Annotated in this window: 11 protein-coding genes; 3 read left to right on the top strand and 8 right to left on the bottom strand. The window is 59.9% G+C overall.

What is annotated here, in order from left to right; translation table 11 throughout:
* Window positions 1-23 precede the first annotated feature (23 nt).
* Window positions 24-455 carry a hypothetical protein gene (locus tag HFO99_RS01095; protein ID WP_222358594.1) on the top strand — a complete coding sequence of 144 codons (432 nt, stop codon included), beginning with the start codon at window positions 24-26 and terminating at the stop codon, window positions 453-455.
* Window positions 456-518: 63 nt separating this feature from the next.
* Here the strand turns inward: HFO99_RS01095 and HFO99_RS01090 are convergent, their stop codons facing one another.
* The 3 genes from HFO99_RS01090 to HFO99_RS01080 all read right to left on the bottom strand — a co-directional run bounded on the left by HFO99_RS01090 (window position 519) and on the right by HFO99_RS01080 (window position 4,892).
* Entirely contained in the window at window positions 519-1,160 is a 642-nt protein-coding gene (locus HFO99_RS01090) for a LysE family translocator (RefSeq protein WP_222358591.1), read from the bottom strand.
* A gap of 461 nt (window positions 1,161-1,621) precedes the next feature.
* Window positions 1,622-3,343 (bottom strand): AIPR family protein, encoded by a 1,722-nt coding sequence (locus tag HFO99_RS01085; RefSeq protein ID WP_222358588.1) that lies wholly within the window; start codon window positions 3,341-3,343, stop codon window positions 1,622-1,624.
* Window positions 3,344-3,668: 325 nt separating this feature from the next.
* Window positions 3,669-4,892 carry an argininosuccinate synthase gene (locus tag HFO99_RS01080; RefSeq protein WP_222358585.1) on the bottom strand — a complete coding sequence of 408 codons (1,224 nt, stop codon included), beginning with the start codon at window positions 4,890-4,892 and terminating at the stop codon, window positions 3,669-3,671.
* A gap of 177 nt (window positions 4,893-5,069) precedes the next feature.
* On the opposite strand from HFO99_RS01080, the gene HFO99_RS01075 reads away from it, so the two are divergent.
* Together HFO99_RS01075 and HFO99_RS01070 are read left to right on the top strand one after the other, a co-directional pair.
* Complete coding sequence (locus tag HFO99_RS01075; protein WP_222358582.1) at window positions 5,070-5,921, top strand: SDR family NAD(P)-dependent oxidoreductase; 852 nt, start codon at window positions 5,070-5,072, stop codon at window positions 5,919-5,921.
* Between the two features lie 189 nt (window positions 5,922-6,110).
* Window positions 6,111-6,752: a LysE family translocator gene (locus HFO99_RS01070; RefSeq protein WP_222358579.1), complete on the top strand. Its 642-nt coding sequence runs from the start codon at window positions 6,111-6,113 to the stop codon at window positions 6,750-6,752.
* Between the two features lie 67 nt (window positions 6,753-6,819).
* On the opposite strand, the gene HFO99_RS01065 is transcribed toward HFO99_RS01070, so the two are convergent.
* From HFO99_RS01065 to HFO99_RS01045, 5 genes are all read right to left on the bottom strand, one after another.
* Window positions 6,820-7,614, bottom strand: coding sequence for an ABC transporter ATP-binding protein (locus HFO99_RS01065; RefSeq protein WP_222358577.1), 795 nt, complete (start codon window positions 7,612-7,614; stop codon window positions 6,820-6,822).
* Window positions 7,611-8,489, bottom strand: coding sequence for an ABC transporter permease (locus HFO99_RS01060; RefSeq protein WP_222358574.1), 879 nt, complete (start codon window positions 8,487-8,489; stop codon window positions 7,611-7,613). Before HFO99_RS01060 ends, HFO99_RS01065 begins: the two co-directional genes overlap by 4 nt.
* A 129-nt stretch (window positions 8,490-8,618) precedes the next feature.
* Window positions 8,619-9,572 carry an ABC transporter substrate-binding protein gene (locus HFO99_RS01055; RefSeq protein ID WP_222358571.1) on the bottom strand — a complete coding sequence of 318 codons (954 nt, stop codon included), beginning with the start codon at window positions 9,570-9,572 and terminating at the stop codon, window positions 8,619-8,621.
* Window positions 9,573-9,665: 93 nt separating this feature from the next.
* Window positions 9,666-10,892, bottom strand: coding sequence for a 23S rRNA (adenine(2503)-C(2))-methyltransferase RlmN (gene rlmN / locus HFO99_RS01050; RefSeq protein WP_222358568.1), 1,227 nt, complete (start codon window positions 10,890-10,892; stop codon window positions 9,666-9,668).
* Between the two features lie 250 nt (window positions 10,893-11,142).
* A complete protein-coding gene (locus HFO99_RS01045; RefSeq protein ID WP_011653884.1) occupies window positions 11,143-11,652 on the bottom strand; it encodes an invasion associated locus B family protein in 510 nt (169 codons plus the stop codon).
* Window positions 11,653-11,729: the final 77 nt, after the last annotated feature.

Raw genomic sequence — 11,729 nt, 5'->3', positions numbered from 1 at the left:
CTTCTTGTAAGGGGACATGCGCCATGGAAGTTTTTTCTGTGCGGTCTTCTCAGAGTTTGCTTTTTAAAAACAATCCCAATAACGCAAAAAGTTCGAAGACCTCTGATATTCAAATCGAGACCAGAGCTCCCGCCCCGGCCTCGTTCCAGATCGAAGACGAAGTTGGCGAAGGCCCGGATTTCACCGCGGTCAGCCCTGGAGAACTGCGCAATTACGCGCGCCAGAGTTTCGACAGCGGCCTGATCGATCAGAACACCTACGCCGCAATCTCCGAACCGCTGCCAATGCATGCGATCGATCCGCTCGGCAACGTCGTCGATCTCTCCAGCGTCACCGACGGCACCAGCTTCAATTTCCTCGATTACTACAAGAATCAGTTGCAGATCGCCATGTCGATCGGCGATTCTGACGAGGTCCAGACGCTGAACTCGATCGTCAATTTCCTGGACGGCTGATCGGCATGACGCCGAAAAGTGTGATGTGAGGAGCGAATCTGAAAGATCGCGACGCGCTTTAGGTCAGGCCTTGCGCCAGCCGAGCAGGCCGGGCGTTGCGTGCCAGAGCGCCTGGGCGGCAAATCCCATGAAAAGCACGCCGGAGCAGCGCACGATCAGCCGCTCATGGGCGCGATAGAAGCGCCGCACCGTACCGGCGCCGATGATGCCGATCAGGATGATGTCGGCCGTCACGAAACCGACGAACGACACGCCGAGCAGCACCGGCAGCGCCTCGAAATCGAGCGCGCCGGCCGAGCCTGCAACGAGTGCGGTGAAGGTGGCGAGCGCCACCGGATAACCCTTCGGATTGGTGACGCCGAAAATCAGACCGCGGCGAAACGGCCGCTCGACCACAACAAGCGCCTGCCCCTCCGTTTTCGGCTTGGCATTGACGGCGCTCCAGCCAATCCAGGCGAGGTAGAAGCCGCAGGCAAGGCCGAGCAGGTCGAAGACCAAGGTTCCGATCGTCTTTGCGCCGACGATCGCGATCAGCGCCAGCGACGACCAGATGATATCCCCGACCAGATGCCCCATCATGAAGAGGGCGCCGGCCTTGCGGCCCTGCCCGGCGCCGATGCCGAGCAGCTGCAGGAAGGCGGGTCCCGGAATGAGCACATAAAACAGCGCCGCCAGAAAGGCGCCGAAGAGCAAAGACTGCGTCATGGAAATGCTCCGGAGGATGATGACGGCAGACTAGGCGATCACGGGCGTTCGTCAAGGGTGGTTCACGGTCGTGAAAATGGGATCGGGTAGCAAACGCTACCGGAGGCGGCCTTCGGCCCGAGGCGGACATCTGTTCGCTGTTGAAGGATGCGGCTGCTTTGCGCCCCACTGTCGGCGTCCAAATGATCTTAGAACGATCTGAAAGGTGACGCTCGTTCAGCCATTGGCATAGGAGGAAGGCTGTCGCTATCTCACGCGGTATCCGTTCCATTCCTGACTAACAGGAATGCAACGGTGCATATGACTATCAGTGATCTTGTCGACAGCATCGCGTTCATCACACCCTGTCCAAGACCGGCCAGAGGGCAAGGTGAACGGCTAAAGGTGCGTGTTCGGCGCGTCCTCGACCGTACGGACGCGCCAGATCTTGGCTCCCAAGCGCGGCTTGAAAGCCTGCGATATCAATTGGCCAGGCTGATGGCGCTGTCTAATGACGGCTGTGCTGATTTGCCCTTGAGCTTCACATTGAGCGCCTCAAGCGCCAGCCGTCTAAGTTCGGGGCCTTTGGCGATCTGATCGGTCCCGCCAAGGCCATCGTAGATCTGCCACACTTCATCCGCTGCTGCCTCGATATCGGAATCGTCCACAGCCTTGACGTCGATGCCGGCCAGGTCGCTGGTCGTGAGGCTGGTCTTTTCGACGAGCACACAACTCAGCCAGAAAAGAATATAGAAGCGCAAATTTGAGCGATCACGTGCGCTCATCTCAGAGCGACTCTTCAGGACCCTATCGACATGTCGGATCAGCGCGGCCGCGTTCGAATACATGCCGATGGGGTGCGTTTCCGAGAAAACTTGGGAATATACCGAGTTGTCTTTGATGAGCGATGACGGGCGCGCTCGCGCAGTGTCGGGCCTGGCGAGAACCACGGACATCACCGCTTGTGCCATCAGCGGGATGCTGATGATCTTGTCTGCCGGCTTTCCCTCGTTTTTGTAGAAGTTCTTCCGGCGATCGTAATAGAGCCCGGTGGACTTCAGCGTCTCCTCGATATCTCGTTGAACTTTGTCGGTCGCCCTGAGAGTCGCAGGCTGAACCGCGTTCTGGCTATTGGTCGCCTTAATGATCTTGTCCCGGGTTTCCTCGTTATCCGATGACACAATCTTGACCATTACGTTTCGATGATCGTCACCTTTTTCACTCTGAAAGTACCGCGCGATCTGGGTGGAGGTTTGAAGCCCGTTCACGATCTGCGGATTCTCGATCGTGACGCTGTCGCCGTTGAGTGTCGCACGGCTCGCTAGGATCGTGACTCCATTGTTCATCCACCAGAACTCAACCGTCTTTTCGTTTCTGAGTGTATTTCCGATCTCGGCGTTGACCTCCGTATCTCCCTGGAAGTCACGAACGTTCGACTCGAAAAGCTCCGCCTTGACCTTGTCGCCGCCGCCCCGGAGGAACTTATTATACTCGCTGAGCGTGCTCAAGACGCCGTGCCCGTTGACCGCGCTGAGGCTCTTGCTGACGCGAAGCTCATACGCAGTCTTGGGTCGGCGCCGGGCTAGCTCGAGGAGCTTGCGCGCGCCCAGGAATTCAACCGAAACCGCAGCGCCTTGGAAGAGTTCTTCGGCGACCTGCTTCAGCTCATCCGCCTTGAGTTGAAGGTTGGCATGAACATGGGCGTCCGCTTTCTTTGACGCGTAATAGTAGCAGATTCGCAAGTTGGGGAACCGGGAGGCCAAGCTGCGATAGGCGACGCGGAAGTTATCAATCGCCGCCTTTACCGCCTGGTTATACTGCTGAAGCTGACTATAATCCGCGTCGAGCCGCAATAAATGTCGTGTTAAGGAAATGAGCTTGTTGACCGGGACTTCACTGAAGCCACCCGATGTCTTCGACTGAATGATGTGCAGCTCGATTTGCACGTCTTTCTTGAAGGGCGACGTATCGAAGTCCTCGTAAATCAGTTCGCCATTAACAAAAGCATAAGCGGAGTCGACGCCGCCGTCGTGTTCGCCGTCGACGATTCCGCTCTGAATCTCGTCATAAGAGAGATCGAAATCCTTCAGAATTTGCTCGGCACAGAAAACTTCGAAATAGTCATGCTCAGAAACCTCAGGGATGAGGTCCTGACGTTGTTGCGACAGCACGTCGTCCAGAATTTGCTGTGAATTGTCTGCCATGTTCCCCCTCGCGCCTGCCCTATGGCCCTCCCGTGGACGGGCGCCTCGTTCTAGCCTTTATCGACATCGGCTACTCATTTCTGTCAAGGATTTTCACGAAAGCGGTCACGCGAAGTCAGCTAACCCAGTTAACACGCTTGAAACTTGACGGGCGGAAAGCGGCCCCGTAACGGACATCTATCCAAGCCGAGCCGATGTCCGTTGTTGGGCAATCCGGCCATCCAGAACGCTCTAAGAATTTGGTGGGCGTTTGCTACCTCACTCCACGAAAAAGCCCGCGCGGCAATGCCGGCGGGCTCATATCCAGTTCGAAGGCGAACCGTGATTACTTCGCGAGGTTGCGCTTGCCGAGCGTGCGTAGGCGCAGCGCATTGAGCTTGATGAAGCCGGCCGCATCCTTCTGGTCGTAGGCGCCCTGATCGTCCTCGAAGGTGACGAGCTTGTCAGAATAGAGCGACTTTTCGCTTTCGCGGCCGATGACCATGACATTGCCCTTGTAGAGCTTCAGCGTCACTTCGCCTTCGACATGCTCCTGGCTCTTGTCGATCAGCGCCTGCAGCATCTCGCGTTCCGGTGAGAACCAGAAGCCGTAATAAATCAGCTCGGCGTAACGCGGCATGATGTCGTCCTTGAGATGGGCAGCACCCCGATCGAGCGTGATGGATTCGATGGCGCGGTGCGCCGTAAGCAGGATCGTGCCGCCGGGTGTCTCGTAGACGCCGCGCGACTTCATGCCGACGAAGCGGTTCTCGACGAGGTCGAGACGGCCGATGCCGTTGTCGCGGCCATAATTGTTGAGCGCAGCCAGCAGCGTCGCCGGGCTCATGCGCACGCCGTTGATCGAAACCGCATCACCCTTTTCGAAGCCGACCTTGATGGTCGTTGCCTTGTCGGGGGCTGCCTCAGGCGAAATGGTGCGCATATGCACATATTCAGGCGCTTCCTTGGAGGGGTCTTCGAGAACCTTACCCTCGGAAGAGGAATGCAGAAGGTTGGCGTCGACGGAGAACGGCGCCTCGCCCATCTTGTCCTTGGCAACCGGGATCTGATGCTGTTCGGCAAAGGCCAGCAGGTCGGTGCGGCTCTTGAACGCCCAGTCGCGCCACGGCGCGATGATCTTGATATCGGGGTTGAGGGCATAGGCGGACAGTTCGAATCGGACCTGGTCGTTGCCCTTGCCGGTCGCGCCGTGGGCGATCGCATCCGCACCCGTCTTGCGGGCGATATCGATCAGATGCTTGGAAATCAACGGACGGGCGATCGAGGTGCCGAGCAGGTAGACGCCTTCGTAGACGGCGTTGGCACGGAACATCGGGAAGACGAAATCGCGCACGAATTCCTCACGCACATCCTCGATATAGATCTCCTTGATGCCGAGCATCTCGGCCTTCTTGCGCGCCGGCTCCAACTCTTCGCCCTGGCCGAGATCGGCGGTGAAGGTGACGACTTCGGCGCCCAGCTCCGTCTGCAGCCACTTCAGGATGATCGAGGTGTCGAGGCCGCCGGAATAGGCGAGAACGACTTTCTTCACGTCTTTGTATGATGCCATGATGATGAGGTCCGTTGCATAAAAGGCCGGCAAAACCCGGTGTCGCGGCACTTTTAGCGAGATTGGCGCGTGACGCAAGGCCAAGTGCGACGCTGATGGTGCCGATACCGTTTGACAGCGCCAAAGCGGAGCCCATATTCGCCAGCGTCCGCAAATGCTCGAGGAGAGGCTGCCCCCGTGACGAATATTCAAGACATTTTCAAGACATCTAATGTTGCCGTCATCACCGGCGGCGCCTCCGGCATTGGTCTTGCCGCGGCGAAATATTTCGCCGGACGCGGCATGAGCGTTGCAATCGCCGATCTCCGCGGCGATCGGCTGGCCGACGCCGCCAACGAACTCAAGGCCATTGCCGGCGAGGAAAATGTGATGGCGGTCGAGACCGACGTCGCCAGCAGAGACTCGCTGGAAGCGCTCGAGCGCGCCGTCCTCCAGCGTTTCGGCCGTGTGCACGTGCTGATGAACAATGCCGGCATCGGTCCAGAAACCTCGATCTTCAGCCCGCAGGCGAACTGGGACAATATCTTCGCCGTCAACCTGATGGGTGTGATCAACGGCACGCGCACCTTCGGCCCGAAGATGCTGTCGCATGGCGAGCCGGGCCTGATCATCAACACCGGCTCCAAACAGGGCATCACCACGCCGCCCGGCAACCCCGCCTACAATATCTCCAAAGCTGGCGTGAAAGTCTTCACCGAAGCGCTGCAGCACGAGCTTCGCAACACCGAAGGCGGAAAGATTTCCGCCCATCTTCTGATCCCCGGCTTCGTCTTCACCGACCTCACCAAGGGCGACCGCGCCGAAAAACCGGCCGCCGCCTGGACCGCCGAGCAGACGGTCGATTTCATGGTCGAGAGCCTCGAACGCGGCGATTTCTATATCCTCTGCCCCGACAATGACGTCGCGCGTCCGGTCGACGAGCGCCGCATGCTCTGGGCAGCCGGCGATATTGTCGAGAACCGCCCGCCGCTGTCACGCTGGCACAAGGATTATGCAGATAAGTTCAAGGCCTTCCTCGAACAGAAGTAATCGGTACCATCAGAAGGTTTGATTGGTAATTTTCTGAAAGCCGGGTAGGAGATCCCTAAAGCGCGTAGCGATTTTTCGGATTCGCTCCTCGCGCTTTAGGTCTTTGTTTTTACGCATGTCGTTGCCGCAAAACCGCTACACACTTTTGCGCAACATGCTTTAGATCCTTTCCGGCTTTCAGAGTGTGTCATGGATTTTCTGCCCAGCCTGCCGACCCTTCTCGCCTTCGCCGCCGCGACACTGCTGCTTGCGGCGACCCCAGGCCCCGACATGACGCTGTCGATCAGCCGCGCGCTCGCCCAGGGCAAGAAGGCGGCTCTCTTCGTTGTCGTCGGCACCAGCCTCGGCATCGTCGTCCACACCATGCTGGTCGCTTTCGGCATTTCGGCGCTGATCACCGCCTCGCCGACCGCCTTCCTGATCCTGAAGACCGGCGGTGCCGCCTATCTGCTCTGGCTGGCGATGCAGGCGATCCGTTTCGGCTCGAAGCTCACCGTCGCCAAGGTCGAGGAGCAGAAGGGCACGCCACTTTCGAACGTCTCGTCAGGCTTCTGGGTCAATCTTCTGAACCCCAAGGTCATCATCTTCTTCATGACCTTCCTGCCGCAATTCGTCAGCGCCGGCGATCCAGCCGTCACCCAAAAGCTGCTCTTTCTCGGCTTCTGCTTCATCCTGATCGGCATGCCGGTCAACGCCAGCATCGTCTTTGCTGCCGACTGGCTGGCCTCCTGGCTGCAGAAAAACAAGAAAGTCTTGCGCGGCATGGACTATACCTTCGCCGGCGTCTTCTCGGTCTTCGCTGCGAAGATCCTGCTCACCCAGGCGAAATAGCCCCGCGATCGCTTAGATTAGCCGATCAGCACGCTGTCGGCCTTAGCCGATCAGCACGCTGTCGGCCTTAGCCGATCAGCAACGCATCGTCATCCAGCGTCTGCCCGCGCATCTTGCGGAACATCGCGATCAGATCCTCGACCTGCAACGTCTTGCGGCTGTCGCTGGCGACATCGAGCACGATCTCGCCGCCATGCAGCATCACGGTCCGGTGGCCATAGTCGAGCGCCTGCCGCATCGAATGCGTCACCATCAGCGTCGTCAGCTTGCGCTCGGAAACGATCTTCTGGGTCAGGCCCATGATGAATTCCGCCATGCCGGGGTCAAGGGCCGCCGTATGTTCGTCGAGCAGCAGCACTTCCGAGCCCGCCAGCGTCGCCATGACGAGCGAGACCGCTTGGCGCTGGCCACCGGAAAGCAGGTCCATGCGGTCCTTCATGCGGTTCTCCAGCCCGAGATTGAGCTCGGCGATCCTCGCGCGAAAATGCTCGCGCCGTTTTGCACCAAGGGCGGAGACGAGCCCGCGCCGCTCACCGCGCCGCGCGGCAAGCGCCAGGTTCTCCTCGATCGACAGCGCACCGCAGCTTCCAGTCAGCGGGTCCTGGAAGACACGGGCGACCAGCCCGGCGCGCGCCGCCGTCGTCTTGCGCGTCACGTCGCTATTGCCGATCAGCACCTGCCCTTCGCTCGCCAGCACATCGCCGGCGAGCACGCCGAGCAGCGTCGATTTGCCGGCGCCGTTCGAGCCGATGACGGTGACGAAGGAGCCTTCCTCGATCGTCAGGCTGACACCCGAGAGCGCCTGCTTCTGCAGCGGCGTGCCGCGCCCAAAGACGACCTTGATGTTCTTGAGGTTGATCACGACGCAACACCTCCGCGCATACGGGGAAGGATGAGCGCCACGGTCACCAGCACGGCTGTGACGAAATTGAGATCGGACGCCTGCAGGCCGATGACGTCGCTCGAAAGCGCCAGCTGGATCGCGATGCGATAGAGGATCGAGCCGAGCACGCATCCAACAAGCGCGATCAGCAGACCGCGGCGCCCGAGCAGCGTCTCGCCGATGATGACGGCGGCCAGACCGACGACGATTGTGCCGACGCCTGAGGTGACATCGGCAAAGCCGTTCGTCTGGGCAAACAGCGCGCCGCCGAGCGCCACCAGCGCATTCGAGATCGCCATGCCGAGATAGATCTGCCGGCTGGTATCGACGCCCTGGGCCCGCGCCATCCTTGCATTGGCGCCGGTCGCCCGCATTGCCAGGCCGGCATCGCTTTCCAGGAAACGCCAGACCAGGATGAGCGCGATGACGACCAGAACACCGACGAAGAGCGGCCGCACGTAGAAATCGCGAAGGCCATGGCCGAAGAACGGGCTGATCATCGTGTCGGCATTGATGAGGGCGACATTGGGTTTGCCCATCACGCGCAGATTGACGGAGAACAGTGCGATCATCGTCAGGATCGAGGCGAGCAGGTTGAGGATTTTGAAGCGCACATTGAGCAGCGCCGTCACCATGCCCGCAGCGGCACCGGCCGCCATAGCGATCAGAGCCGCAAGCCAAGCATTGACGCCGGCAATGATCAGCACGGCCGTCACCGCCGCGCCAAGCGGAAAGGAGCCATCGACCGTCAGGTCGGGAAAGTCGAGAACTCGAAAGGCGAGATAGACGCCGAGAGCGACGAAGGAATAGACCAGTCCGAGCTCGACGGCCCCCCAGAATGCGATTTGGCTCAAGGCTTTCAGCCCCTTTTCTTCCGTTTCCGCTCCGCGCCTCAGGCGAAACATCAGGCTTTTAATACGATCAGCCGCCCCCGCGCAAACGGGAGCGGCTGCAAACTCGATCAGCGACGGCAGTCGCCTTCCTTATTCGATGACTTTGGTAGCGCGGGAAAGCACGCTCTGCGGCAGGGTGACGCCCATCTTCTCGGCGGCCGCCTTGTTGACGACGAGGTCGCTGCCGGCGGCGGTCTTGACCGCGATGTCGCCCGGGTTCTCGCCCTTCAGCACGCGCACGACGATCTCGCCGGTCTGCTTGCCGACATCATAATAGTTGAAGCCGAGGGCGGCGATCGAACCGCGCGAAACCGAATCCGTATCGGCGGTAAAGAGCGGCAGCTTGCTCTCCTCGGCAACCGCGACAGCACCTTCAAGCGCGGAGATGATCGTGTTGTCGGTTGGAATGTAGATCGCATCGGCGCGGCCGACGAGCGCGCGTGCCGCACCCTGGACCTCAGCCGACTTCGTGGCGGCCGATTCGACCACTTTCAGGCCAGCCTTTTCGGCTTCAGCCTTCAACACGGCGAGCAGCGAAACGGAATTCGCTTCGCCGGAATTGTAGAGATAGCCGATGGTTTTCACATCGGGCAGGATCTCCTTGATCAGCGCAAGGTGTTCGGCGACAGGCGACATATCGGAGAGGCCGGTGACGTTGCCGCCGGGCTTGTCCATATCCTTGACGAGTTGGGCGCCGAGCGGATCGGACACGGCCGTGAAGACGACAGGAATGTCACGCGTCGAGGAAACGACGGCCTGGGCCGAGGGAGTCGAGATCGGCACGATGACATTGGGCTCGTCGCCGGCGAACTGGCGGGCGATCTGGGCCGCCGTCGCCGGATTGCCCTGCGCCGATTCGAAGACGAATTTCAAGTTCTCGCCTTCCTTGTAGCCCGCAGCCATCAGCGCATCGAGAACGCCCTTGCGTGCTGCATCCAGCGCCGGATGTTCGACGATCGCCGTCACGGCGACGGTGACGTCATCGGCCTTTGCGGGCAGGGAAAGGGCCAAACTGGCGGCAAGAGCGAGTAAAATCGGGCGCATGGGGATCCTCCTGAATGATTTTGGGGGCACTTTTAGGAAAAGCGCCCCCTGAAATCAATCGCGGAGAATTGTAGCGAGGATCAAACTTGCTGATCAGTCGTCAGCGCCGTGATTGGCGATCATCATCGCCTCGAAGGCCAGACGTTCGGTCTTGCGCATACGTTCGGATTCCGATTTCAGCTGGCCGCAGGCGGCAAGAATGTCGCGGCCACGCGGTGTGCGGATCGGCGAGGCATAACCCGCCGAATTGATGAAATCGGCGAACTTCTCGATCTGCTCCCAGTCGGAACACTGATAATTGGTGCCGGGCCAGGGATTGAATGGAATAAGGTTGATCTTCGCCGGCACGCCCTTCAACAGCTTGATCAGCCCCTTGGCGTCTTCCAGGCTGTCGTTGACATCCTTCAGCATCACATATTCGAAGGTGATGCGCCGCGCGTTCGAAAGGCCGGGATAGGTCCGGCAGGCCTCGATCAGCTCCTTCAGCGGGTACTTCTTGTTGATCGGCACCAGAATGTCGCGCAGATCGTCGCGCACCGCATGCAGCGAAATCGCCAGCATGACGCCGATTTCCTCGCCGGTGCGGAAGATCTCCGGCACGACGCCGGAGGTGGAAAGCGTCACGCGGCGCCTGGACAGCGACAGGCCGTCACCATCCGTGGCGATCAGCAATGCCTGCTTGACGGCATCGAAGTTATAAAGCGGCTCACCCATGCCCATCATGACGATGTTGCTGACCTTGCGGCCCTCGGCAGGCATGACCGTACCCTGCGGCGCTTCACGGTCCGGAAAGTCCCCAAGCCGGTCGCGGGCAAGCAGCAGCTGCGAAAGAATTTCCTCCGCCGTCAGGTTGCGCACCAGACGCTGCGTCCCGGTATGACAGAAGGAACAGGTGAGCGTACAGCCGACCTGGCTGGAGATGCAGAGCGTGCCGCGGCCCTCTTCCGGAATGTAGACGGCCTCGATCTCGACGGGACGCCCCGCGCCGCGGGCGGGAAAGCGCAGCAACCATTTGCGCGTGCCGTCGTTGGAGACCTGCTCCTCGACGATCTCGGGACGTGCGATGGTGAAATGCTGCTTCAGCATTTCCCGCATGTCCTTGGCGACATTCGTCATATGGTCGAAGTCGGAGACCCCGCGCACATAGATCCAGTTCCAGAGCTGCGAGACGCGCATCTTGATCTGCTTCTCGGCCACACCCTTTTCCCGGAGTGCCGCCCCCATCTCCTCGCGCGACAGGCCAATCAACGATGGTTTCTCGATGTTGACGGGCGGGCGGGTCTGCGGCTTGGTGACAACGATCGCATCCATGACGGACATAGGCATTCATCCCGAATTCAAACATGTGGCTGCTCCTCGCAACCCCGTGGACTTCAGCGGTAAGCCGGAAGACCTGTGGGCGCATGACAGCACATCGGCAGAAGTTGAATGGCGGAACGGCGAGTGAAATCGCGATCTGTCCGCTGTTGGCGCCGGCTTTAGCATCATTTTGCCCGCGCGTCACCATAGATGGAAACGGCATGGGCCGGCGCAAGGCCGGCCCATGAAACTCTTCGGCCTAAAGGACCGCTTATTTGCAGGTTTCGATCTGCTTCAACGCAGCCGAGATACCCGAGAGCGAATAGCTGTAGGAGGTGCCGGTGCCCTTGCGCGAAACGGCATTCACCGTCATCGAATGACCGGTCTTCATCGCGGCGACGAGGGCCGGCTCCTGCGCCGCGTTCTCGACCCAGCCGGCCTTGTCCTTGGTGAACATCACGAAGGTCTTGTTGTCGATGACGACGTTGATCTTCGAACTTTCCTTGACCGTGTAGCCCATCATCGCCTGCGGCTCGTAGGAGATGTTCTGGCCCGGACGCTGAGAGACGATGAAGAAATTGTCCCCGTGGTCGACGCTTGCCGGCTGCTTTGCCGTCGGAACGGAAAGCACGTAGCAGACGGTGCTGTTGCCCGACTTGTAGGAGTAGGCGCCCCATGCCTGGAACTGCTGGATGCGGTTCGGCGCGGCCTGCTGCGCTGTCGCAACTCCGGCCATAACAAGGGTGAGTGCGAGAGCGGATACGATACTTTTTACAAACATGGATTCCTGCCGGTTCTTGCGATTCAAGGCCCGAAGCGATCATAGCGGGCGCCGCATAATCACGATCTGCTTTATTT

The organism is Rhizobium leguminosarum (assembly GCF_019798305.1).
Lineage (GTDB): Bacteria > Pseudomonadota > Alphaproteobacteria > Rhizobiales > Rhizobiaceae > Rhizobium > Rhizobium leguminosarum_U.
This window is presented reverse-complemented; position numbering and strand designations above follow the sequence as displayed.

What these genes read in the sequence shown, in the direction of transcription:
- rlmN (WP_222358568.1), bottom strand. Translation starts at nt 10,892, where the DNA reads ATGTCCGTCATGGATGCGATCGTTGTCACCAAGCCGCAGACCCGCCCG.
- HFO99_RS01070 (WP_222358579.1), top strand. Translation starts at nt 6,111, where the DNA reads ATGGATTTTCTGCCCAGCCTGCCGACCCTTCTCGCCTTCGCCGCCGCG.
- HFO99_RS01095 (WP_222358594.1), top strand. Translation starts at nt 24, where the DNA reads ATGGAAGTTTTTTCTGTGCGGTCTTCTCAGAGTTTGCTTTTTAAAAAC.
- HFO99_RS01090 (WP_222358591.1), bottom strand. Translation starts at nt 1,160, where the DNA reads ATGACGCAGTCTTTGCTCTTCGGCGCCTTTCTGGCGGCGCTGTTTTAT.
- HFO99_RS01080 (WP_222358585.1), bottom strand. Translation starts at nt 4,892, where the DNA reads ATGGCATCATACAAAGACGTGAAGAAAGTCGTTCTCGCCTATTCCGGC.
- HFO99_RS01045 (WP_011653884.1), bottom strand. Translation starts at nt 11,652, where the DNA reads ATGTTTGTAAAAAGTATCGTATCCGCTCTCGCACTCACCCTTGTTATG.
- HFO99_RS01085 (WP_222358588.1), bottom strand. Translation starts at nt 3,343, where the DNA reads ATGGCAGACAATTCACAGCAAATTCTGGACGACGTGCTGTCGCAACAA.
- HFO99_RS01055 (WP_222358571.1), bottom strand. Translation starts at nt 9,572, where the DNA reads ATGCGCCCGATTTTACTCGCTCTTGCCGCCAGTTTGGCCCTTTCCCTG.